This is a genomic window from Microbacterium paraoxydans (assembly GCF_900105335.1).
GTDB lineage: Bacteria > Actinomycetota > Actinomycetes > Actinomycetales > Microbacteriaceae > Microbacterium > Microbacterium paraoxydans.
Map to the genome: position 1 here is coordinate 1,995,193 of NZ_LT629770.1, position 20,984 is coordinate 2,016,176.

Sequence of the window (20,984 nt, forward strand, 5' to 3'; positions counted from 1 at the left end):
CAGGAAAGACACATGACTGACGAAGAACGCCCCGACATCACTGAGGGCCACGAGCACGGCAAGATCGACCAGGTCGATCTGCAGTCGGAGATGCAGCGCAGCTATCTCGACTACGCCATGGCGGTCATCGTCGGCCGTGCTCTCCCCGATGTGCGCGACGGTCTCAAGCCCGTGCACCGGCGCGTGATCTACGGCATGTACGACGGCGGATTCCGCCCCGACAAGTCGTTCTCCAAGTGCGCCCGCGTCGTCGGCGAGGTCATGGGTCAGTATCACCCGCACGGCGACTCGGCGATCTACGACGCGCTCGTCCGCCTGGTGCAGCCGTGGTCGCTCCGATACCCGCTCGCTCTCGGCCAGGGCAACTTCGGCTCCCCCGGAAACATGGGCGCGGCGGCACCGCGGTACACCGAGACGAAAATGGCCCCGCTCGCGCTCGAGATGGTGCGCGACATCGAAGAGGACACCGTCGACTTCGCCGACAACTACGACGGTCAGACCCAGGAGCCGACGGTTCTGCCGTCCCGGTTCCCGAACCTCCTCGTCAACGGCTCGGTCGGCATCGCGGTCGGCATGGCGACCAACATCCCGCCGCACAACCTCCGTGAGGTATCCGATGCCGCGCTGTGGGCGCTGGACAACCCGGACCTCCCCCGGGAGCAGCTGCTGGACGGGCTGATCCAGCGCATCCCCGGACCGGACTTCCCGACCGGCGCGCAGATCCTCGGCACGAAGGGCATCCACGAGGCGTACCGCACCGGCCGCGGCTCGATCACGATGCGCGCGGTCGTCAACGTCGAGGAGATCCAGGGGCGGACCTGCCTGGTCATCACCGAGCTGCCGTACCAGGTGAACCCCGACAACGTGGCCGTCAAGATCGGCGACCTCGCGCGCGACGGCAAGATCACCGGCATCGCCGACATCCGCGACGAGTCCTCGGACCGCACGGGTCAGCGCCTCGTCGTCGTGCTCAAGCGCGATGCCGTGGCGAAGGTGGTGCTGAACAACCTCTACAAGCACACGCAGCTGCAGGAGAACTTCGGCGCGAACATGCTCGCGATCGTGGACGGCGTGCCCCGGACGCTCGCGATCGACGGCTTCATCTCGAACTGGATCGCCCACCAGATCGACGTCATCGTGCGACGGACGCAGTTCCGGCTGAACGAGGCCGAGAAGCGCATGCACATCCTGCGCGGCTACCTGAAGGCGCTCGACGCGCTCGATGAGGTGATCGCGCTCATCCGCCGGTCGCAGACGACCCAAGATGCGAACGAGGGTCTGCAGAAGCTCCTCGACATCGACGAGATCCAGGCCGATGCGATCCTGCAGATGCAGCTCCGTCGCCTCGCCGCACTGGAGCGTCAGAAGATCATCGACCAGGCGAACGAGCTCGAGGCGCTCATCGCGGACTACAAGGCGATCCTCGCCGATGAGGGCCGGCAGCGGACGATCATCCGCGAAGAGCTCACCGCGATCGTCGACCGGTTCGGGGACGAGCGGCGCACGCACATCCTGCACGGCTTCGACGGCGACGTCTCGATGGAAGACCTCATCGCCGAGGAGGAGATGGTCGTCACCGTCACGCGCGAGGGCTACATCAAGCGCACGCGCAGCGACAACTACCGTTCGCAGCACCGGGGTGGCAAGGGCGTCAAGGGCGCCCAGCTCCGCGCCGACGACATCGTTGAGCACTTCTTCGTCACGACGACCCATCACTGGCTGCTGTTCTTCACCGACAAGGGCCGGGTCTACCGCGCGAAGACGTACGAGGTGCCGGAGGCCGGGCGTGACGCGAAGGGCACGCACGTCGCGAACCTCCTCGCGCTGCAGCCGGACGAGAGCATCGCGCAGGTCCTCGACATCCGCGACTACGCGGTGGCCGACTACCTCGTCCTCGCCACGCGCGAAGGCCTGGTCAAGAAGACCCGCCTCGACAACTACGACACCAACCGCCAGGGCGGCGTGATCGCGATCCGGCTGAACGACGAGGACGAGCTGGTCAGCGCCCTCCTCGTCAACGCCGAGGACGACATCCTCCTCATCAGCCGCAAGGGCATGTCGGTGCGGTTCCAGGCGACCGACGAGGCCCTGCGCCCGATGGGTCGCGCCACCGCCGGCGTGAAGGGCATGAAGTTCCGCGAGGGCGACAGCCTGCTGTCCGCTTCGGTCGCCGCACTCGGGAAGTATGTGTTCGTCGTGACCGACGGCGGCTATGCCAAGCGCACCGCCGTCAAGGAATACCGGGTCCAGGGGCGCGGCGGATACGGCATCAAGGTCGCCAAGCTGAACGACGATCGGGGCACTCTCGCGGGCGGTCTGATCGTGTCCGAGGACGACGAGGTCTTGGTGGTTCTGTCCAGCGGCAAGGTGGTACGCTCTGCCGTGGCCGAGGTCCCCGCCAAGGGTCGCGACACCATGGGAGTGGTGTTCGCCCGCACGACGGAGGCCGACCGCATCCTCGCCATCGCCCGGAACGGTGAGCGTGGTCTCACCGAAGAGGAGACCGAGCCGGATGCCGATGCCGAGGCCCCCCAGACGACTGAGACACCCGAGGATACAGACGCATGAGCACAGTGGCCGACAAGCTGGCGAAGAAGTCGACACGGAAAACCGGCGGTAAGCAGGTCCGTCTGCGGCTCGTCTACGTCGACTTCTGGTCCGCCGTGAAGCTCTCCTTCCTGGGAGCGGTCGCGCTGGCCGTCGTCACGATGGTGTCGTTCTTCCTGATCTTCCTCGTGTTGCAGGCCACCGGCATCATGTCCACCGCCGACGAGTTCGTGCGCAGCTTCACCGACGGCGCCATCCCGCTGTCCGAGCTGGTGGGGCTGCCGCAGGTCATGGCGTTCGCCGCCGTCGTCGCGATCCTCAACCTCATCGTGTTCACGGTGCTCGGCGCCGTCGTCGCCGGAATCTACAACCTGGCCGTGAAGGTCACCGGCGGGCTGCTCGTCGGCTTCATGTCGAACTGAGCCTCCGAGACCCCGTCTTCCCGCCGAGACCCCGGCCTGCACACGGATGCAGGCCGGGGTTTCGGCGATAGGACGGGGTTTCGACGGGTGGGGGTAGGGAAAACCCGAACGGGAGTGTCCGGCTGACTCGGTGGGCGCGGTCGCGCGGCGGCCCTACCGTGGAAGCATGACCACACAGACTGCGACCCCCGCGGCCGCTGCGACCGGGAGGCCGCCGCTGCGCATCCCCCTCACGATCCTGCATCTCGCCGGCGTCGGGGTGATCGGGGGCGCCATCTTCGGGATGCTCGGCGGGCTCCTCGGCACCGGGCTCGGCCTCCTCTTCGTCTTCGGCGTCGGCATCGTGGTGCTCGTAGGCCTCGTGTACGCGCTCTTCGGCGTCGGCTGGTTCGAGATCGCCCGCATCGCCGGCCTGTACCGGGTGCCGAACGCCCCGCTGCGGCTCCAGCCCCGGGACCAGCCGGGCTTCGGCGGCTGGCTCCGCTCCCTCGGGCGGCAGGCCATCGACGGACGGATGTGGCGCGCGGTCGCGAACTTCGCCATCACCGCCGTCCTCGGGTTCGTGGTGCTCCGGCTGTTCTGGGCCTTCCTCTGGTCGATCTTCATCGCCTTCGCCCCGCTGACGTCGGTAGAGACGATCATCGGTCCCTTCGGTGGCGGGCAGATCCCGGTGTCCTGGGCGCTCCTGATCGGTATCCTCGGCGCGCTCGCCTCGGCGGCCGGCATCATCGGCCTCGCGCTCCTGGCTCGCACGCTGGCGCTGGCGATCGTCGCCCGGGCCCGGGAGGTCGAGCTCACCGAGCGTGTGCGGGCATCCACCGCCCAGCGGGAGGGAGCGGTCCGCGCGGCCGACCTGGAACGGACGCGGATCGAGCGCGACCTGCACGACGGCGTCCAGCCGCGGCTCGTCTCGGTCGGGATGACGCTGGGCCTCGCCCAGCAGAAGATAGACACCGACCCCGACGCCGCGAAGGAGCTCATCTCCGAGGCGCACACGTCGACGAAGGCAGCGATCACCGAGCTCCGGCAGCTCGCACGAGGCATCCACGCGTCGGTGCTCGACGACCGCGGCCTGGACGCCGCACTGTCGGCGCTCGCCAGCCGCTCCCCCATCCCCGTGCAGTTGGACGTGCGGATGGACCCTTCGACAAGCTCAGGGACCCAGGGTCGCGGCTCAGGGACCCAGGGTGGCGGCTCAGGGACCCAGGGTGGCGGCTCAGGGACCCAGGGGTACGGCTCAGGGACCCAGGGTGGCGGCTCAGGGACCCAGGGGTACGGCTCAGGGACCCAGGGTGGCGGCTCGGGGAGCCAGGGTTACGGCTCCGGGGCCGCGCGGCCGGGGCGCGATGCGGAGGCGGCGGTGTACTTCTCCATCGCCGAGTCGCTGACCAACGCGGCGAAGCACTCCCGAGCGAGCGAAGCGCGCGTCACGGTCCGGCTCCGTGAGGGGAACACCCTCTGGGCGCGGGTCGAGGACAACGGCATGGGCGGCGCCCAGGTGATCCCGGGCGGAGGCCTCGACGGCATCGCGAACCGGATCCTCGCCGCCGGCGGGACCTTTCGACTCGACAGCCCCCAGGGCGGTCCGACCAGCCTGGAGGTGAACGTGCCATGCGCATCCTGATCTGCGAGGATTCCGTCCTCCTGCGCGAGGGCCTGGTGCGCCTCCTCGAAGACGCAGGCCACGAGGTGGTCGCCGCGCTCACCGACACGACCGGTCTTCGCGAGGCCGTGCTCTCGACCACGCCCGACCTCTGCATCCTGGACGTGCGGCTGCCGCCCACCTTCACGGACGAGGGCATCCGCGCGGCCCTGGATCTGCGGGCCATGCACCCGGCGCTCGCCATCCTCGTGCTCTCGCAGTACGTGGAGGAGCGCTACGCGTCCGACCTCATCGCCGCGCAGGGCGGTCCGCTCGGCTATCTCCTGAAGGACCGGGTGGCGGACGTCGCCGAGTTCATCGATTCGGTGCAGCGCATCGCCGACGGCGCCACGGTGCTGGACCCGGAAGTGGTGGCTCAGCTCCTGACCCGGCGGAACCGCGACGACCGCATGATGCGGCTCACCGAGCGGGAGCGCACCGTGCTGGCCCTGCTCGCCGAGGGCAAGTCGAACCAGGCGATCGCCGGCCTCCTCTTCCTCTCGGCGGCGAGCGTCGAGAAGCACATCACCTCCATCTTCCAGAAGCTGGGCTTCGAACAGGACGAGTCGGGCAACCGCCGCGTGCTCGCCGCCCTCGCCCACCTCGAGAACACGGGCGGCACGACGCCGCCGAACGGCCAGACAGGAGTCACACGATGACCACCGAGAACACCGGAGCACAGGGGGGACACACCCCGATCACTCCTCCCCCGCCGCCGTCCGCGGCCTTACCCACGCCGGCGCCCGGCGCGCCCGGACCCCAGCGCTCGTCCGGAGCGACGGCGGTGATGATCGTCACCGCCGTGGTCGGTGGGATCGCCCTGCTCGGAGCCGGAGGCACGGCGGCCGTCGCGGCGACCGGCACCCTCCTCTCCTCCAGCCGGCCGGATTCGGTGCAGACGGTGGACGTCGACGGCGTCACCGCGATCGATCTCGACGCCGACGCGAGTATGGTCCGCATCGACTTCGGCGATGTGGACGCGGCGGAGCTCTCCGTGACCAACGGCCGCGGTTCGTGGACGTTCGAGCGCGAGGCGGACGAGCTCGTCGTCCGGAGTCCTCGGCCGGCCTTCGGCTGGTGGTTCGGCAACTGGTTCGGCGACGACGAGCGTGCCGTCCTCACCCTTCCGGAGGAGCTCAGCGGCTCCGACCTCGACGCGAGTCTCACGCTCGATGCCGGCGCTCTCGACGTCTCCGGTGAGTTCGGCACGCTGGAGGTCCAGATCAACGCCGGATCCCTCGACGTCTCCGGTGCGGCCTCGGCCTTCGATGTGCAGATGAATGCGGGACGCGCGGACGTCCTCCTGGACGGCGTCGACCAGGCGGATCTCGGCATCGCTGCAGGCGATCTGACGGTGGAGCTGACCGGCGATGCGCCGACGACGACCACGATCGACGTGAGCGCCGGATCGCTGAATCTGACCCTTCCCGACGTGGAGTATCGGATCAGTCAGGACGTCAACGCGGGCTCGTTCGATGCCCGGGTCGACGAGTCCCCGAGCGCTCGCCGCACGATCGACGTGTCCGTGTCGGCCGGCAGCGTGGACGTCAGTCCGGGACGGTGACCCGGCCGAGGGCGAGGATCCCGGAGGGGGTCCTCGCCCTCGATTCGGATTTTCGCCGAAACTCCGGTAAAGTTCTGGAGGTTGACGGGGCTATAGCTCAGGCGGTTAGAGCGCTTCACTGATAATGAAGAGGTCCCAGGTTCAAGTCCTGGTAGCCCCACCCTTTCAATTCAAGAATTCCCTCACGGGGCCTTAGCTCAGTTGGTAGAGCGCCTGCTTTGCAAGCAGGATGTCAGGAGTTCGAATCTCCTAGGCTCCACCATCCTCTCCCTCACCGGTCGGCCGGCGTGAGTTCGTGCGGCGCCGTGTTCAGTCGCTCGGCCCCGTCTGCCGTCACGACCACGATGTCCTCGATGCGGGCTCCCCACTCGTCGGCGAAGTAGATGCCGGGCTCGATGCTGAAGGCCATGCCCTCGCGGAGCACGAGGTCGTTGCCGGGCGCGATGTAGGGCTCCTCGTGCACCGAGACGCCGATCCCGTGACCCGTGCGATGCAGGAACGCGTCGCCGAGCCCCGCCTCCGCGAGAACCGAGCGGGCGGCCGCGTCGACCTCCGCCGCGGTGACCCCGGGGTGCACCGCATCCACGGCGGCCTGCTGCGCCCGGACGAGAGTGGCGATCCGGTCCGCGGCTGCCGGATCGGGCGTTCCGACGACGTAGGTCCTCGTGCTGTCCGAGTTGTAGCCGCTCGGAACGGCACCCCCGATGTCGACGACCACCACATCGCCGTCCTCGATGACCCGGTCGGAGACCTCGTGGTGCGGGTCGGCCCCGTTGGGCCCCGACCCGACGATGACGAACTCGACGGTCCGATGCCCCTCCTCCACGATCGCCGCGGCGATGTCGGCGGCGACCTCCCGCTCGGTGCGGCCGGCGCGCAGCCAGCCGGGCACGCGGCGGTGCACGGCATCGATCGCCGCGCCGGCTCGGCGCAGCTCGGCGATCTCCTCGTCGTCCTTGGTCATCCGGCCCTCGCGGAGCACCGGCGTGGCGAGTTCGAGCCGGGCCTGCAGCCCTTCCCCGATCGGGACGACGTGCAGCGCGGGAAGCGCATCCGACACCCCGACGCGGGAGACGGGACCGGTCGCCGCGGCGACGAGGGCGTACGGATCGTCGCCGTCGACCCAATCGGCGACGGTCAGTCCGAGTTCTCCGACGGCCGTGCTGCGCACCTTGGCGAGCTCCATCCGCGGGACGATGACCGTCGCCGCGCCCTGCGGCGGCAGGACGAGGGCGGTCAGCCGCTCGATGGTGTCACCCTCGACACCGAGGAGGTACTGCAGGTCGGGGCCGGGACCGACGATGATCGCGTCGAGGCCAGCCTCCTTGGCGCGCTCCTGCGCGCGTGCGAGACGGCGGGCGTAGACGGCGGCGGAGAAGGGAAGGGTGCTCACAGGCACCACGCTAACGCGCGCGACCCCGCTGCGTCAGATCCACTTCGGGATCAGCTGATCGCCTGGCGGATGCGTCCGGCGAGGAACTCGAGGTCCTTCTCCGTGAGCGCGGTCACCGCGTACGCGGTCGGCCAGACGGTGCCGTCATCGAGGTTGGAGATCGGCTCGAACCCGAAGGTGCCGTAGCGGACCTTGAACTTGCTGGCCGGCTGGAAGAAGCACAGCACCTTCCCGTCGCGCCCCCACGCGGGCATACCGTAGTACGTGCGCGGCACGAGGTCCGGCGCCACCTCGGAGACCAGCGCGTGCAGCTTCTCCGCAAGGGCCCTGTCCTCATCGGTGAGCTTGGCGACGGCCTCCTTCAGGTCGGCCTCTCCGGCCGCGCGCAGCTCCTCCGGCGACTTCTTCGCTCGCGAGCGTCGCGTGCGGGCCTCCTTGGCGGCGGCCTGCATGGCCTCGCGCTCCTCGGCGGTGAAGTTCTTCTCGGTGTCAGCCATGATGTTCCTCTCGTGGGCCGGATGATGCTCCCAGCGTAGGGACGGCGCGTGATGTCGGGCTTCTCGATTCGTGATCGATCACCCCGATCGTCACGCGGCGAGGGACGGCCCGAGACCCGGATAAGGTGTGACGCATGGACCTGCGCGTCGCCGCATACGGGGTCGTCACCGATGAGGGTGGGCGCCTCCTGCTGGCGCGGTGGACGGAGGGCCGACGCGTGGCGTGGACGCTCCCGGGCGGCGGCCTGGAACCGGGCGAGGCGCCGGAGGATGCGGTGCGGCGGGAGCTCCGCGAGGAGACCGGGTACACGGTCCGGGTCGGGCAACTCCTCGGCATCCACTCCCGTGTCATCCCGGCCGGACGGCGCGTGCAGAAGTCGTCCGACCCCCTGCATACCCTGCGCATCGTTTATCGGGCCGAGGTCACCGGGGGGAAGCTGCGCTGGGAGACGGACGGCTCCACCGATCGCGCCGAGTGGTTCGCGCTCTCCGCTGTCGCCGGACTGCAGCGTGTACGGCTGGTGGACATCGCCCTGCGGATGGCCGGCCTGCTCTGAGGCTCCGGCGACGGTCAGCGCTCTTCGGGCACCGAGATGTCGGCGACGGTCGCCCCGTACGCCGCGATGAGGGCGTCGGCGTCGACGAAGAGGCTGTATCCGTGCGCGCCCGCGCCCATCGCGACCCGCTCGCCGACGATGGACGCGTCGGCGTAGACAGGCCAATCCGTGGTGCTGCCGATCGGGACGATGGTTCCGCGCTCGTAACCGGTCGCCGCGAGAGCGAGCTCGGGTTCGGGCAGGCGGAGTTTGTTCACTCCGACGACGGCCCGCAGCTTCGGCCAGGAGATGGACCGACCACCGGGGATGAGCGCGAACAGATAGGTGTCGTCCGAGCGCTTGACCACGAGGGTCTTCACGATGCCGGACGGCGGGATGCCGAGGATCTCGGCGGCTTCGACGAGGCTACGCGCCTGCGGCCGCTCGCGGATCTCGATGTCGAGTCCGCGGGCGGCCGCAGCATCCCTCACCCGCGCGTGCGGGTCGGGAGTGGTCACGCGTCGGGAGCCGACAGCGGGTCGTCGGCGACCCAGAGCTCGTCGTCGGCCCGCAGCGCCTGCCAGGCGGCGTACAGCACGCCGACGGCGGCCGCAGCACCCAGGACGATGGCGATGACGGATCCGAGACCGGGACCCTTCTTCTGCGAGACGGCCTTGCGGGCCTTGTACTCGACGCCGTGGCGCTTGGCGTTCGCGACGTCCCAGGCGGTCAGCGCCGTACCGACGACGCCGCCCACGATCGGAACGACCTTGTCGTCCACGACGTGCTTGCCGGCCTTGACCGAGCGGTCCACGACCGGGGCGACGCGGCGGTTGTAGGTGTCCTGGACCACCGGGACGATCTGCTCGCGATTGAAGTTGCCGAGCTGGCGACCCGCCTCACGAGCGACGTCGGCAGCGTGGCCGACGAGCACCTGCTGGTCTTCCCACAGCTGGTTCGCGTCCTTCTGAAGACGACGAAGCTGCTTCTTCCGCTTGCGGCTGAGGCTCACGATGCTCTCCTGTCCATTGGAGTACGGGTTCCCCATCTTGCCACGAGAGGCTGGATGCGGCGAGGGAATCGCCCGCCCCTTGCATCATCGGCTCCCGCGTTGTACATGCCCGGCTCGCTCACCGGAAGCTCTGCGAGAATGAACGCATGGTTCACGCTTCCCACGTCGCAACTCTGCACACCAACCACGGTGACATCGTCATCAACCTCTTCGGCGACCACGCCCCGAAGACGGTCAAGAACTTCGTCGGCCTCGCCGACGGCTCCCAGGAGTGGACGCACCCCGCCACCGGCAAGCCGGGCGAGGGTCCCCTCTACAAGGACGTCATCTTCCACCGCATCATCCCGAACTTCATGATCCAGGGCGGCGACCCGCTCGGCCAGGGCGTCGGCGGTCCGGGGTACAACTTCGACGACGAGATCAACAACGAGCTCAACTTCAACGAGCCCTACATCCTCGCGATGGCCAACGCGGGCCTCCGCCGCAACGCCATCACCGGCAAGGTCGAGGGCACCAACGGCTCGCAGTTCTTCATCACGACCGACCCGACCCCGTGGCTGCAGGGCAAGCACACGATCTTCGGGGAGGTCGCCGACGACGCATCGCGCAAGGTCGTCGACGCGATCTCCGCGGTCCCGACGGCGGCGGGCGACCGCCCGATCGAGCCCGTGGTGCTGCAGTCGATCGACATCGTCGCCGCCTGACGACAGCGACGGCCGATCCGGATGACGACGCCCGAGTTCACGAACAACCGTGAGAACTTCTGCTACCGGCATCCGGATCGGCAGTCCTTCGTGCTCTGCCAGCGGTGCCTGCGCACCATCTGCCCCGAGTGTCAGACGCCTGCCCCGGTCGGCGTCATCTGCCCGGAGTGCATGAACGCGGAGCGCAAGAACCGCACCCCCGCCCAGAAGAAGGCCGCGCGTCGGTGGCGTGGTGGTGGGGCCACGACCATGGGTGCCGTGCGCAGCGGCAAGCCCGTCGTCACGTACGTCCTGCTGGCGGTGACGTCGTTCATCGGCCTGGTGCAGCTGATCCCCGGGCTCAACGCCCCGATCATCCAGGCTCTCGGCTTCTACGCGCCGTTCCTCTACCCGAACCTCTCCCTCCTGCCGTTCGAGCCGTGGCGATTGCTGACCGTGCTGTTCGTGCATGGGGGCTTCGTGCATCTCGCGCTGAACATGCTCGCCCTGTGGATGCTCGGACAGAACCTCGAACCGATGCTCGGTCGTGTCCGCTATCTCGCGCTGTACCTCATCAGCGGTCTCGGCGGATCCGTCGCGGTGGCCGTCCTCGCTCCGGAGACGTGGACGGTCGGCGCCTCCGGGGCGATCTTCGGGCTCCTGGCGTCCCTCCTGATCATCGGACGCCACATCGGGGCCAACGTCACCGGCATCCTCGTGATCCTCGGCATCAACTTCGCCTTCGGGTTCTTCGCCGGTGGCATCTCCTGGCAGGCGCACCTCGGCGGCGCGATCACGGGCGCGCTCGTCGCCCTCATCTACGTCCGCACGAAGCGCCGTGACCAGCGGACCTGGCAGGTCGTGTCGCTCGCCGCCCTGGTGGTTCTGTTGATCGTCGTGGTCGCCGTGGTGCCGCCCCTCATCCTTTTGGCCTGATCCTGAGTTGTTAACAGGGTTGTTAACCCCTGTGAATAACATCGGTGTAATTCTCCCCAGTGTGGGGATAACCTGTGGATAACTCGACGCCTGCCGCACAGACGAAAGGAACCCCCCGCCGAAGAGGCGAGGGGTTCCTTTCGTTCTGAGCGGTCAGCGCCAGCGAGTGGTCATGAGGAATCCGATGAGGGCGATGCCCAGACCGATGGCCAGATTCCAGTTGTCGAGGCCGGGGATGGGGAACTGCATGCCCGAGATGTAGAAGACGAGGATCCAGGCGAGGCCGAGGAGCATGAAGCCGATCATCACCGGCTTGAACCAGACGGCGTTGGGAGCGGCGTCGCCCTCGGCGCGCTCGACGGCGGGTTCTTCGGTCTTGCGGTCACGTGCCATGCCGTCATTGTACCCGGGAGACCTCGGCGCCGACGAGACGTGAGGACGTCGATCGGCGGCGCCCCGACTCCTGCTGCACAGGTCGGGCGGATATGATCACGCCCATGACTGCATCTGTCGTGCCTGGGGGGCGGCGCGAGCGGCGGCAGCGACCCCGGTCGCGCGCCACGTTCGCGAGTGTGCTCGGCGAACTCCTCCTGACCGCCGGCGTCGTCGTGCTCCTCTTCGTCGCCTGGCAGATGTGGATCGGCGACATCATCATCGCGGCCCAGAAGAACGAGGAGGGGGCCGCGATCTCGCAGCAGCTCGCCGCGGGGGAGGCACCGGAACTGCCGCCGCTGGTCGAGACGGACGACGGTGAGACGGTCTACGAGGCGCCCGTCCCGGCGGCACCGGCCGACGGGGAGTGGTTCGGACAGATGCACATCCCTCGGTTCGGCGCCGACTACAACTTCGGCATCTACGGCGGCACGAGTCGCGCGCGCACCCTCGATCAGAAGGGCATCGGCGTCTACACGCAGTCGAAGATGCCTGGAGAGGTCGGCAACTTCTCGCTCGCCGGCCACCGCACGACCTGGGGCAAGCCGTTCAACCAGCTCGACAAGCTGCACGTCGGCGACGCGATCGTCGTGGAGACCCCTGACGGCTGGTACACCTATCGGTTCCGCACGCTGGAGTACGTGAAGCCGACGCAGACCGACGTGCTCGCCGATGTGCCGCAGATGCCGGAGCAGCAGACGGGGGAGCAGTACATCACCCTGACGGCCTGCTCACCGCTGTACTCGCTCGCCGAGCGCATCGTCGCGTACGGGGTGTTCGAGAGCTTCCAGCCGCGAGCCGAGGGACCCCCGTCCGCTCTGACCGACCCGCCGCCCCCGCCGGCCGCACCGTCCGTGTGACCCGCCTCCAGGAGAGAGAAGACCCATGTACGCCGCACTCTGGCGCCTGCTGCCCGGTCCCTGGTGGCTGCGCGTCCTCATCCTGCTCGTGGTGATCGCCGCGGTGCTCTACGCGCTGTTCTGGTACGTGTTCCCCTGGGTCAGCCCCCTCATCTCCCCCGGCGAGGTCGACGTCGAATGACGCGCGTCCTGGTGGTCGACAACCACGACAGCTTCGTGCACACCCTCGTGGGATATCTCCGCGAGCTCGGTGCGGACACCACGCTCGTGGAGTCCGACGCGACCGACGCGGCCGAGCTCGAGGAGCTTCTCGGCGCGCATGACGCGCTCCTGCTCTCCCCCGGTCCCGGGGCTCCTGCCGATGCCGGCGTCTCGATCGACGCTGCTCGCATCGCGGTGCGGCGGGGGATCCCCACGCTCGGAGTGTGTCTCGGGCATCAGGTCATCGCGGCCGCTTTCGGCACGGCCGTCCGGTCTGCTCCCGAGGTCATGCACGGCATGGTCTCGGCGGTCCGCCACGACGGCTCCGCCCTGTTCGCGGGGATCCCCTCACCTTTCGACGTCGGGCGTTATCACTCGCTCGCGCTGTCCGCGGCAGACCTCCCCGATGACCTCGCGGCCACCGCCACCGCCCCCGACGGCACCGTGATGGCGCTGGCGCACCGGACGTTGCCGCTGCACGGGGTGCAGTTCCATCCGGAGAGCGTCCTCACCCGAGGGGGTTACCGGCTCCTCGCCAACTGGCTCCGCCTCTGCGGCGACGAGGAGGCCGTCGCCCGCTCCGCCCTCCTCGATCCGCTGACGCGCTGAGCCGCGGCGCGTCCCGCGTCAGGACCCGGTGCAGTAGCGGAGTTCGACCGACGACCCGACGGGGACATCGCCCGGAGCGATGGACATCGAGTGCACCGTCGCCGGATCCGTCGCCGGGCACTCCGGCGCCTCGGTCGGCACCGGCGTGAGGCCCAGGTCGTCGAGCGCCTGCGTCGCCGAGTCCATGGACCAGCCGACGACGTTGTTCAGCGTCACCTTCCCGCTGGCGACCTCGAGGTTCACGACGGTGCCCGGAGCCACCTCGGCCTCCGCCTGCTCGCTCGCCGTCATCACCGTGTTGGCGGCGAGACCCTTGTCATTGCGCTGCGTCACCGTGCCGAGTTCGAGGCCGGCGGCCTTCAGCGCTTTCGTCGCGGCATCGAGGGACATCCCCTCGAGCTTCGGCACGACCACCGTCTCCTCGCCGGACGACACGTAGAGGGTGACCGTCGAGCCCTTCTCCACGGACACGCCGCCCTCGGGATCGGTGCGGATGACGTTGCCCTCGGCGATCGACGGGCTCGATTCGATGACGATCTTCGAGGAGAGGTCCAGTTCCGCGAGGTCGTCCTGCGCGCGCTCGGAGGCGACGTTCGTCAGATCAGGGACGAGCCTCGAGGTGCTCGGCACGTCGGCGGGGCGCATGCTGATGGTCCAGACCCAGAACAGCACGGACGCCAGGAGCACCGCCAGCAGCGCGACTCCCGCCCAGATCCACGCGACGGGCGGTCCCGACTGTGTGCGGGCCATCGTGGTGTCGGTGCTGAGCTGACGCAGCGACCGCGCCGTCTCCTGCGCCTGGCGCGGACTCGGGCCGTAGAGCTCGCTCGTCAGGGCGCCGATCTGCTTGCGCGTGGGGGCGGCGCCGGTCACCGCGGCGTCCAGAGCGGCGCGGAAGTGGGCGGCGTCCGGATACCGCTGATACGGGTCCTTCGCGAGGGCGCGCAGCACGATCGGGTCCAGGGCTGCGGGCGACTCCTCGTTGACCTCGGAGGGCGGGACCGGTGTCTCGCTGACGTGCTGGTAGGCGACGGCGACCGGCGACTCGCCGCGGAACGGCTGCCGTCCGGTCAGCAGCTCGTAGAGCACCACGCCTGTGGAGTAGAGGTCGGCACGAGCATCGACCGGCTCGCCCTTGGCCTGCTCGGGCGAGAAGTAGGCGGCGGTGCCGATGATCTGGGTGGTCTCGGCCACGGTCGAGGAGGAGTCGGACACCGCGCGGGCGATGCCGAAGTCCATCACCTTCACCTGGCCCTTGTCGGTGACCATGACGTTGCCCGGTTTGATGTCGCGGTGAACGACGCCGGCGCGGTGCGAGTAGTCCAGCGCCTCGAGGATCCCGTCGACGTAGCGCACCGCATCCTCGACGGGTACGGGGCCATCGGCGATGATCTTCTTGAGCAGGGTGCCCTTGACCAGCTCCATCACGATGTACGGCGGCTCGGCCGAGGAGCTGTCGACCGTTGAGGGGTCGCCGGCGTCATACACCCGCACGATCGACGGGTGCGACATGCGTGACGCCGACTGCGCCTCCAGACGGAACCGCGTACGGAAACTGGTGTCGCGGGCGAGCTCAGGGTCGAGGATCTTGATCGCGATCTCGCGGCCGAGCGTCAAATCGTACCCGCGGTACACCTTCGCCATCCCGCCGTGCCCGATGAGCTCGTCGACGCGGTACCGGCCCGCGATGACTTGTGGCTCTGTGGACACGGATGACCCCCTGGAAACGACTGCGGCTGGACTGGATACCCAGGCTACCCTTAGGCGCCGTCCTCGCTGTCACCCTCGCCGTCCTCCGGGGCCACGATCGTGACGGACAGCGGCGGGGAGGCGTTCGACGTGCGCTGGTCGCCCCCGGAGCACAGGCCCTGATACGTCGCGATGAGCTGCTTCCCCACGGCGTCCCCGACCGTCACCTGCGCGTTGCGCTCCGTCGGCTGGAAGTTCGGCCCGCCCGAAGCGAAGGTGCCGTTCTGCAGGGAAACGACGTAGCCGGACAGCGTGGTGCCACTGGGGCAGGTGAAACCGGTGCCCCAGGAGATCGTCACGGTGCTGCCGGCGATCGGGTCGCCGGTGATCGTCGGCTCGTCCGTCGGCGTCGGCAGCGGCGTGCGGCCGGCGTAGACCGTGAGAGCGATCGGGGTCGTCGTCGCGACGTTCCCCTCCGGCTGCACCCGGTAGACCTTGCCGACATCGCCGTCGCTCGGGGCGGGGTCGCCCTCACCGCAGGCGATGTCGGAGAACCCGGCCTCCTTGAGCGTCGCGGTCGCCGTGCCGCAGTCCATGCCGTTGAGCCCGAGCGCGGTCACGTCGACCCGGGTCTCGTCGGGCGTGGGCTCCTGCGAGGGCGTCTGCGTCTGGGTCTGCGTGGGGGTGCGGCTCGCGGACCCGGTGGGGTCGGGGTCGGTGTCCTTGCCCTGGTTGCCGAACAGCGCCCACAGTGTGCCGGCGACGACGATGAGCAGCAGGACCAGGAGCGCGATCAGCGGCCAGGTCCACGCACTCTTCTTCTTCTTTTTCTTCTCCTGCTCGTCCGCCGCGGCCTCGTCGGTGGGCAGCTGCGCGGTGGTGGGCAGGATTCGCGTCGTGCCGTCGTCGCCGGTCGCGGTCAGCATCCGCGTGGCGTCGTCGTCCCCGGCGATGCCGCCCGTCGCGATGGCGGGCACGGCGATGGCGGCGGAGTTCAGGTCTCCGCGGCGGAGGGCCTGGGCCGCGCGGGCGACCGTGGCCGAGGAGGACGGGCGGTCCGCCGGCTTCTTCGCGATCATCGCCATGACCAGGTTCTGCACGGGGATCGGGACCGTCGGCGGCAGCGGCGGGGGCTGCTCGTTGATCTGCGCCATGGCGATCGCGACCTGCGACTCGCCGGTGAAGGGGCGCTTGCCGGCGAGGCACTCGTACGCGACGATGCCCAGCGAGTACGTGTCGGTCGCGGGGGAGGCAGGGTGACCCGATGCCTGCTCCGGCGACAGGTACTGCACCGTGCCCATGACCTGCCCGGTCGCCGTGAGCGGTACCTGGTCGGCGATGCGGGCGATACCGAAGTCGGTGATCTTCACGCGGCCGTCCGGCGTGATGAGGAGGTTCCCGGGCTTGATGTCGCGGTGCACGAGACCCGCCGCGTGCGCGGCTTGGAGGGCCGAAGCGGTCTGCGCGACGATGTCGAGCGTCTTGTCGGCACTCAGCGCGCCGTCCCGCTCGAGGATCGTCGAGAGGGCTTCACCCGGAACGAGCTCCATGACGAGGTAGGCGCTGCCGTTCTCCTCGCCGTAGTCGAACACGCTGGCGATGCCCTCGTGGTTGACGAGCGCGGCGTGACGCGCCTCCGCGCGGAACCGCTCGAGGAACCCGGGATCCCCCATGTATTCGTCCTTGAGGATCTTGATGGCGACGGTGCGTCCGATGACGTGATCCGTCGCCTCCCACACCTCGCCCATGCCGCCGATCGCAATCCGCGACTGCAGCTCGTAGCGACCACCGAACGACACACCCTGCGTCGGCCTCATCTGCCCAGCACCGCCTCTATGACCTTCTTCGCAATCGGAGCGGCGATGGTGTCCCCGCTTCCTGATTGACCCTGTCCGCCGCCGTTCTCGACGACGACCGCTACCGCGACCGCGGGGTCGTCCGCGGGGGCGAACCCCGTGAACCACAGCGTGTGCGGCCTGTTTCCGTTCTCCGCCGTTCCGGTCTTACCGGCCACGTCGACCCCGTCTATTCTTGCACCCTGCGCCGCGCCGTTTGAGACGCTGGCGACCATGGCGGAGGTCACCTCGTCCGCCACGTCCGGCTCCATGGCGCGACCGAACTCGGTGCTGTCGAACGACCGGATCACCGAGAGGTCGTTGCCGATGACGGCGTCGACCATCTGCGGGTTCATCACGACGCCGTCGTTGGCGATGCCGGCCGAGACCATGGCGATCTGCAGGGGCGTCGCGGTCACCTGTCCCTGACCGAATCCGGTGAGGGCGGTCTGCGCGTCGTCGAGTCCCTGGGGGTAGCTCGAGGGCGTCGAGGTGAGCGGGATGTCGAAGCTGCGGTTGAACCCGAACTTCTCCGCCATCTCCCTGATCGTGTCGTCGCCGAGTTCGACGGCGAGCTCGGCCATGGGGATGTTGCAGCTGAGACGGATCGCCTCGGCGATCGTGACCGTCGCACCGGAGCCGCAGGTGCCGCCCCATGCGTTGGAGACACGACTGTTCGACCCCGGCAGCGTGTACGAGGCGGGGTTGGGGAGGGTCGACTCCGGCGTCCACTCGCCACTGGCGTAGGCGGCCGCCGCCACGACGATCTTGAACGTCGAGCCCGGGGGATTGAGGTCACCGGCGATCGCGCGGTTCGACAGCGGCTTGCCGGGGTCGGCCACGAGCTGGTCGTAGGTGGCGTTGGCGGCGTTCGCGTCGTGGGTCGCCATGCTGTTGGTGTCGAAGCCGGGAGTGGACGCCAGCGCGAGGATGCGCCCGGTCTTCGGGTCCATCGCCACGACGGCGCCCTGCAGGCCGTCCAGGGCCTCGGTGGCGGCGCGCTGCGCTGCCGTGTTCAACGAGAGCTCGACGCTGAATCCGCGCTGAGGCTGGCCGGAGAGGATGCGCTCGATCTCCGCGAAGAAGGCGTTCGAGCCGGTGCCGGAGAGGTCGGCGTTCATCGCCTCCTCGATGCCGGTGGCCGAGCCCAGAGCGGGGTTGAAGTAGCCGGTGACGGGCTCCCACATCTCGGCGTCGGTGTACACGCGCTGGAATCGGTACTGGTCGTCGCTGGGGACCGAGTTGGCGATCGCGGTGCCGTCGACGATGATCGCGCCGCGCTGGATCTCGTAGCTGTCCAGCCGGGTGCGCTTGTTATGCGGGTTCTGCGACAGGCCGTCCGTCTCGACGACCTGGATCCAGCTCGTCGCGGCGAACAGCGCGATGAACATGAACAGCATAACGATGCTGAGTCTGCGGAGCTCTTTGGTCATGTCAGCCGATCACCACCCGGGGCTGACGGCGGACGCCGTCGGAGATGCGGAGGAGGAGCGCCACGATGAGCCAGTTCGCGACGAGCGACGAGCCGCCCGCGGCCAGGAACGGGGTGGTCAGGCCGGTCAGCGGGATGACCCGCGTGACACCGCCGACCATGATGAACACCTGCAGCGCGATGGTGAACGACAGGCCCGTGGCGAGCAGCTTGCCGAAGTCGTCCTGACCGGCGAGCCCGATGCGCACGCCGCGGCTGACGAACACCATGTAGAGGCAGAGGATCGCGAAGAGCCCGATGAGGCCGAGCTCCTCGCCCAGGCTCGTGATGATGTAGTCGCTGTGCGCGAGCGGCGTGATCTCCGGGCGACCCTGCCCCCAGCCGGTGCCGATGAGGCCGCCGCGGGCGAGACCGAACAGCCCCTGCATGGGCTGGTAGCCGGCGACGTCGGGGTCGACCTTGGAGGAGTCGAACAGGAAGAGCCAGTTGATGAAACGACCCTGCACGTAGCTGAGGATCTGGGACGCGACGGCGACGCCCGCGACCACGAGGCCGAGACCGATGAGCACCCAGCTCGTCTTGCCGGTGGCGACGTAGAGCATGGCCACGAACATGCCGAAGATGAGCGTTCCGGTGCCGAGGTCGCGCTGGACGACGATGATGCCGAGGGAGACGAGCCAGACGACGAGCACGGGTCCGAGCTCGCGCATGCGCGGCCAGGTGATCCCGAGCACGCGCTTGCCCACCGACGTCAGGCTCTCCCGCGTCCGCACGAGGTAGCCGGCGAAGAAGATCGCCAGGCAGATCTTGGCGAGCTCTCCGGGCTGGAAGGCGAACATGCCGCCGAGCGAGACCCACACCTGCGCGTTCGCATCGGGGATCCGCAGGCCGGGGACGAACGGCAGGAGCAGCAGGAGGATTCCGGCGAGGCCGAAGATGTAGGTGTACCGGAACAGGATCCGGTAGTTGCGCAGCAGGATGACCACCGTGATCGCTCCGGCGAGGGAGATTGCGGTCCAGGCGAGCTGTTTGGTGGAGTAGGCGTTCCACCCGGTGTTCGCGAAGGCGATGTCGATCCGGTAGATCATCGCGACGCCGAGTCCGGTGAGCAGCGTCGCGATCGGGACGACGAAGGGATCGGCGTCGGCTGCCACGAAGCGCAGCACGATGTGCAGGGCGAAGGCCAGGGCCGCCAGCCCGCCGCCGATCGCCAGGATCATCGGGTCGATGGTGCCGAGAGCGCCGAGCTGGACGAGGGTGAGGGCGGCGCCGCTGATCGCACAGGCGAAGAGGAGCAGCCAGAACTCGCGGTTGCGCTGCGTCTGCGGCATGCGCAGGCGGCGCAGAGCCTTGATGACCGTGGTGTCGGCCTGGACGTCGGTGCTCACCCCGCACCTCCCGAGGGCGTCGCGCTCGGGGAGGGGAGCGGCGTGGGCAACGGGGTCTGCTCGATGATGTTCGCCTCGGCGCCCGTGCGGAGACGGTCCACGATGGCCATGGCGTCCGAGAGCGAGCGCGCGCTGATGGTGCGCTCGACCGAGGCCCGCTGGTACGGGGGCAGGTCGGCGAGGAGGATCTCGGTGTCCTCGACCGGTGTCGACAGCGTGATCGGACCGATGTTCTGCTGCACACCCTGGAAGATCACGACGCTGTCCTCATCCGCGCCGATGAAGTAGCGCGTCTGCGTCCAGCTGTAGGCGGCGAACGCGGCGAAGCCCAGCATGGCCAGCACCACGAGCGTTCCGGCGATCCAGCCCAGCCGGCGGCGCTTGGCGCGACGGCGGTCCTCCTCGATCAGCTCCTCGAGGTACTCGGGTGCCGGCTCGAAGTGGCTCGGTTCGTTCGCAGCCTGGCGGACCGGGTGCAGCCAGTTGCTCCGCGGGGCCCGCACCGGCGGCACGTAGACACCCGACGGGTTCGACGCCGCGCCGACGATCGTGGCGGTGCCGGAATGGACGGGGTGCTGTCCGCCCACATCGACGATCACGATTGTGACGTTGTCGGGGGCCCCGCCGTCGAGGGCCTGCTTGAGGAGGTTGTCGGCCGTGCGCCCCGGCGCGAGCCCGAGCTGCATGGCCTTGAGGATGCGGGCCTCGTCCACCACTCCCGAGAGACCGTCGGAGCACAGCAGCCAGCGGTCGCCGGGCTGCGCGTGCATGACGAACATGTCGAGCTCGGGGTCGGCGTCCATGTCGCTGAGCACCCGCATGAGGACGGAGCGCCGCGGGTGGTACCTGGCCTCTTCCGGGGTGATGCGGCCGGAGTCGACGAGGCGCTGCACGAAGGTGTGGTCGGCGGTGATCTGCGTCAGCGCATCGTCGCGGTAGAGATAGATGCGGGAGTCGCCGATGTGGCCGATGACGGCGTACTCGTCGACCATGATGATGGCGCTGAGCGTGGTGCCGAGTCCGGCGAGCTCCGGGCGGTCCTTTGCCGCGCGGATGAGGTCTCCCGCGGCGGTCGTGGCCGCGGCCTGCAGGGCGGCCTGCGCGTCCTCCGTGGAGGAGTACGGCTGGTCCAGCGGCTCCATGCGCTGGATGGCGATGCTGGAGGCGACGTCGCCGCCCGCGTGTCCGCCCATGCCGTCGGCGACGACGAACAGGTTCGCCCCGGAGTACCCGGAGTCCTGGTTGTTGGAGCGGACCTTCCCGGTGTGGGAGATCGCGGCGCTCGAGCCTTCGAAGACCATGCCGG

General features: G+C 69.0%; 22 protein-coding genes and 2 tRNA genes. 13 read left to right on the forward strand and 11 right to left on the reverse strand.

The annotated features are described in order from the left end of the window. Positions 1-12 precede the first annotated feature (12 nt). The 4 genes from gyrA (at position 13) to BLU02_RS09985 (ending at position 5,270) form a co-directional block, all read left to right on the forward strand. Positions 13-2,568 (forward strand): DNA gyrase subunit A, encoded by a 2,556-nt coding sequence (gene gyrA / locus BLU02_RS09970; RefSeq protein WP_060921323.1) that lies wholly within the window; start codon positions 13-15, stop codon positions 2,566-2,568. Next, positions 2,565-2,969: a DUF3566 domain-containing protein gene (locus tag BLU02_RS09975; RefSeq protein WP_025102877.1), complete on the forward strand. Its 405-nt coding sequence runs from the start codon at positions 2,565-2,567 to the stop codon at positions 2,967-2,969. The genes gyrA and BLU02_RS09975 overlap by 4 nt, the downstream gene beginning before the upstream one ends. Positions 2,970-3,135: 166 nt before the next feature. After that, positions 3,136-4,593 (forward strand): sensor histidine kinase, encoded by a 1,458-nt coding sequence (locus tag BLU02_RS09980; RefSeq protein ID WP_083370958.1) that lies wholly within the window; start codon positions 3,136-3,138, stop codon positions 4,591-4,593. Then, positions 4,581-5,270 (forward strand): LuxR C-terminal-related transcriptional regulator, encoded by a 690-nt coding sequence (locus tag BLU02_RS09985; protein WP_060922731.1) that lies wholly within the window; start codon positions 4,581-4,583, stop codon positions 5,268-5,270. Before BLU02_RS09980 ends, BLU02_RS09985 begins: the two co-directional genes overlap by 13 nt. On the opposite strand, the gene BLU02_RS17770 is transcribed toward BLU02_RS09985, so the two are convergent. Beyond that, positions 5,260-5,409, reverse strand: coding sequence for a hypothetical protein (locus tag BLU02_RS17770; RefSeq protein WP_231919544.1), 150 nt, complete (start codon positions 5,407-5,409; stop codon positions 5,260-5,262). The genes BLU02_RS09985 and BLU02_RS17770 overlap by 11 nt on opposite strands. Between BLU02_RS17770 and BLU02_RS09990 the strand changes: the two genes are divergently transcribed. The 3 genes from BLU02_RS09990 (at position 5,399) to BLU02_RS10000 (ending at position 6,437) form a co-directional block, all read left to right on the forward strand. Continuing rightward, the gene (locus tag BLU02_RS09990; protein WP_060922730.1) at positions 5,399-6,175 is read left to right on the forward strand and encodes a DUF4097 family beta strand repeat-containing protein; all 777 of its coding nucleotides are present in this window, start codon (positions 5,399-5,401) and stop codon (positions 6,173-6,175) included. The two genes, BLU02_RS17770 and BLU02_RS09990, sit on opposite strands and share 11 nt — an antisense overlap. Positions 6,176-6,261: 86 nt before the next feature. Beyond that, a tRNA-Ile gene (locus tag BLU02_RS09995) sits at positions 6,262-6,335 on the forward strand. A 26-nt stretch (positions 6,336-6,361) separates the two neighbouring features. Beyond that, a tRNA-Ala gene (locus tag BLU02_RS10000) sits at positions 6,362-6,437 on the forward strand. Between the two features lie 9 nt (positions 6,438-6,446). On the opposite strand, the gene BLU02_RS10005 is transcribed toward BLU02_RS10000, so the two are convergent. Continuing rightward, on the reverse strand, positions 6,447-7,568 hold the full coding sequence (locus BLU02_RS10005) for a M24 family metallopeptidase (protein ID WP_060922729.1): 1,122 nt from the start codon (positions 7,566-7,568) through the stop codon (positions 6,447-6,449). Positions 7,569-7,618: 50 nt separating this feature from the next. Next, positions 7,619-8,065, reverse strand: a complete 447-nt coding sequence (locus tag BLU02_RS10010) for an iron chaperone (protein WP_060922728.1) — start codon at positions 8,063-8,065, stop codon at positions 7,619-7,621. 134 nt (positions 8,066-8,199) lie between these two features. On the opposite strand from BLU02_RS10010, the gene BLU02_RS10015 reads away from it, so the two are divergent. After that, positions 8,200-8,622, forward strand: a complete 423-nt coding sequence (locus BLU02_RS10015; RefSeq protein WP_060922727.1) for an NUDIX hydrolase — start codon at positions 8,200-8,202, stop codon at positions 8,620-8,622. Between the two features lie 14 nt (positions 8,623-8,636). Here BLU02_RS10015 and BLU02_RS10020 read toward each other — a convergent pair whose 3' ends face one another. After that, complete coding sequence (locus tag BLU02_RS10020; protein ID WP_231919545.1) at positions 8,637-9,119, reverse strand: aminoacyl-tRNA deacylase; 483 nt, start codon at positions 9,117-9,119, stop codon at positions 8,637-8,639. Further along, on the reverse strand, positions 9,116-9,613 hold the full coding sequence (locus BLU02_RS10025; RefSeq protein WP_025102885.1) for a hypothetical protein: 498 nt from the start codon (positions 9,611-9,613) through the stop codon (positions 9,116-9,118). Before BLU02_RS10025 ends, BLU02_RS10020 begins: the two co-directional genes overlap by 4 nt. A gap of 146 nt (positions 9,614-9,759) precedes the next feature. On the opposite strand from BLU02_RS10025, the gene BLU02_RS10030 reads away from it, so the two are divergent. Both BLU02_RS10030 and BLU02_RS10035 read left to right on the forward strand, forming a co-directional pair. Next, positions 9,760-10,317 carry a peptidylprolyl isomerase gene (locus BLU02_RS10030; RefSeq protein WP_025102886.1) on the forward strand — a complete coding sequence of 186 codons (558 nt, stop codon included), beginning with the start codon at positions 9,760-9,762 and terminating at the stop codon, positions 10,315-10,317. Positions 10,318-10,338: 21 nt separating this feature from the next. Beyond that, positions 10,339-11,232 carry a rhomboid family intramembrane serine protease gene (locus BLU02_RS10035; RefSeq protein WP_060922726.1) on the forward strand — a complete coding sequence of 298 codons (894 nt, stop codon included), beginning with the start codon at positions 10,339-10,341 and terminating at the stop codon, positions 11,230-11,232. A 153-nt stretch (positions 11,233-11,385) separates the two neighbouring features. Here the strand turns inward: BLU02_RS10035 and BLU02_RS10040 are convergent, their stop codons facing one another. Then, the gene (locus BLU02_RS10040) at positions 11,386-11,625 is read right to left on the reverse strand and encodes a cell division protein CrgA (RefSeq protein ID WP_025102888.1); all 240 of its coding nucleotides are present in this window, start codon (positions 11,623-11,625) and stop codon (positions 11,386-11,388) included. A gap of 104 nt (positions 11,626-11,729) precedes the next feature. Between BLU02_RS10040 and BLU02_RS10045 the strand changes: the two genes are divergently transcribed. Genes BLU02_RS10045 through BLU02_RS10050 form a run of 3 tightly spaced genes read left to right on the forward strand, consistent with a single transcriptional unit; the run spans position 11,730 to position 13,334 of the window. Further along, complete coding sequence (locus tag BLU02_RS10045) at positions 11,730-12,524, forward strand: class E sortase (protein WP_060922725.1); 795 nt, start codon at positions 11,730-11,732, stop codon at positions 12,522-12,524. Between the two features lie 25 nt (positions 12,525-12,549). Further along, positions 12,550-12,705 carry a membrane protein gene (locus tag BLU02_RS17595; protein ID WP_036292274.1) on the forward strand — a complete coding sequence of 52 codons (156 nt, stop codon included), beginning with the start codon at positions 12,550-12,552 and terminating at the stop codon, positions 12,703-12,705. Then, positions 12,702-13,334, forward strand: coding sequence for an anthranilate synthase component II (locus BLU02_RS10050; protein WP_060922724.1), 633 nt, complete (start codon positions 12,702-12,704; stop codon positions 13,332-13,334). Before BLU02_RS17595 ends, BLU02_RS10050 begins: the two co-directional genes overlap by 4 nt. Before the next feature lie 18 nt (positions 13,335-13,352). Here the strand turns inward: BLU02_RS10050 and pknB are convergent, their stop codons facing one another. Genes pknB through BLU02_RS10075 form a run of 5 tightly spaced genes read right to left on the reverse strand, consistent with a single transcriptional unit; the run spans position 13,353 to position 20,979 of the window. Next, positions 13,353-15,044, reverse strand: coding sequence for a Stk1 family PASTA domain-containing Ser/Thr kinase (pknB, locus tag BLU02_RS10055; RefSeq protein ID WP_060922723.1), 1,692 nt, complete (start codon positions 15,042-15,044; stop codon positions 13,353-13,355). 50 nt (positions 15,045-15,094) lie between these two features. After that, positions 15,095-16,840 carry a serine/threonine-protein kinase gene (locus BLU02_RS10060; RefSeq protein ID WP_082750095.1) on the reverse strand — a complete coding sequence of 582 codons (1,746 nt, stop codon included), beginning with the start codon at positions 16,838-16,840 and terminating at the stop codon, positions 15,095-15,097. Next, positions 16,837-18,291, reverse strand: a complete 1,455-nt coding sequence (locus BLU02_RS10065; protein ID WP_060922721.1) for a peptidoglycan D,D-transpeptidase FtsI family protein — start codon at positions 18,289-18,291, stop codon at positions 16,837-16,839. Before BLU02_RS10065 ends, BLU02_RS10060 begins: the two co-directional genes overlap by 4 nt. A 1-nt stretch (position 18,292) precedes the next feature. Continuing rightward, complete coding sequence (locus BLU02_RS10070) at positions 18,293-19,678, reverse strand: FtsW/RodA/SpoVE family cell cycle protein (RefSeq protein ID WP_060922720.1); 1,386 nt, start codon at positions 19,676-19,678, stop codon at positions 18,293-18,295. Next, positions 19,675-20,979 (reverse strand): PP2C family protein-serine/threonine phosphatase, encoded by a 1,305-nt coding sequence (locus BLU02_RS10075; protein WP_060922719.1) that lies wholly within the window; start codon positions 20,977-20,979, stop codon positions 19,675-19,677. The genes BLU02_RS10070 and BLU02_RS10075 overlap by 4 nt, the downstream gene beginning before the upstream one ends. Between the last annotated feature and the right edge of the window lie 5 nt (positions 20,980-20,984).

What these genes read in the sequence shown, in the direction of transcription:
- gyrA (WP_060921323.1), top strand. Translation starts at nt 13, where the DNA reads ATGACTGACGAAGAACGCCCCGACATCACTGAGGGCCACGAGCACGGC.
- BLU02_RS09975 (WP_025102877.1), top strand. Translation starts at nt 2,565, where the DNA reads ATGAGCACAGTGGCCGACAAGCTGGCGAAGAAGTCGACACGGAAAACC.
- BLU02_RS09980 (WP_083370958.1), top strand. Translation starts at nt 3,136, where the DNA reads ATGACCACACAGACTGCGACCCCCGCGGCCGCTGCGACCGGGAGGCCG.
- BLU02_RS09985 (WP_060922731.1), top strand. Translation starts at nt 4,581, where the DNA reads ATGCGCATCCTGATCTGCGAGGATTCCGTCCTCCTGCGCGAGGGCCTG.
- BLU02_RS09990 (WP_060922730.1), top strand. Translation starts at nt 5,399, where the DNA reads ATGATCGTCACCGCCGTGGTCGGTGGGATCGCCCTGCTCGGAGCCGGA.
- BLU02_RS10010 (WP_060922728.1), bottom strand. Translation starts at nt 8,065, where the DNA reads ATGGCTGACACCGAGAAGAACTTCACCGCCGAGGAGCGCGAGGCCATG.
- BLU02_RS10015 (WP_060922727.1), top strand. Translation starts at nt 8,200, where the DNA reads ATGGACCTGCGCGTCGCCGCATACGGGGTCGTCACCGATGAGGGTGGG.
- BLU02_RS10030 (WP_025102886.1), top strand. Translation starts at nt 9,760, where the DNA reads ATGGTTCACGCTTCCCACGTCGCAACTCTGCACACCAACCACGGTGAC.
- BLU02_RS10035 (WP_060922726.1), top strand. Translation starts at nt 10,339, where the DNA reads ATGACGACGCCCGAGTTCACGAACAACCGTGAGAACTTCTGCTACCGG.
- BLU02_RS10040 (WP_025102888.1), bottom strand. Translation starts at nt 11,625, where the DNA reads ATGGCACGTGACCGCAAGACCGAAGAACCCGCCGTCGAGCGCGCCGAG.
- BLU02_RS10045 (WP_060922725.1), top strand. Translation starts at nt 11,730, where the DNA reads ATGACTGCATCTGTCGTGCCTGGGGGGCGGCGCGAGCGGCGGCAGCGA.
- BLU02_RS17595 (WP_036292274.1), top strand. Translation starts at nt 12,550, where the DNA reads ATGTACGCCGCACTCTGGCGCCTGCTGCCCGGTCCCTGGTGGCTGCGC.
- BLU02_RS10050 (WP_060922724.1), top strand. Translation starts at nt 12,702, where the DNA reads ATGACGCGCGTCCTGGTGGTCGACAACCACGACAGCTTCGTGCACACC.
- BLU02_RS10060 (WP_082750095.1), bottom strand. Translation starts at nt 16,840, where the DNA reads ATGAGGCCGACGCAGGGTGTGTCGTTCGGTGGTCGCTACGAGCTGCAG.
- BLU02_RS10065 (WP_060922721.1), bottom strand. Translation starts at nt 18,291, where the DNA reads ATGACCAAAGAGCTCCGCAGACTCAGCATCGTTATGCTGTTCATGTTC.
- BLU02_RS10075 (WP_060922719.1), bottom strand. Translation starts at nt 20,979, where the DNA reads ATGGTCTTCGAAGGCTCGAGCGCCGCGATCTCCCACACCGGGAAGGTC.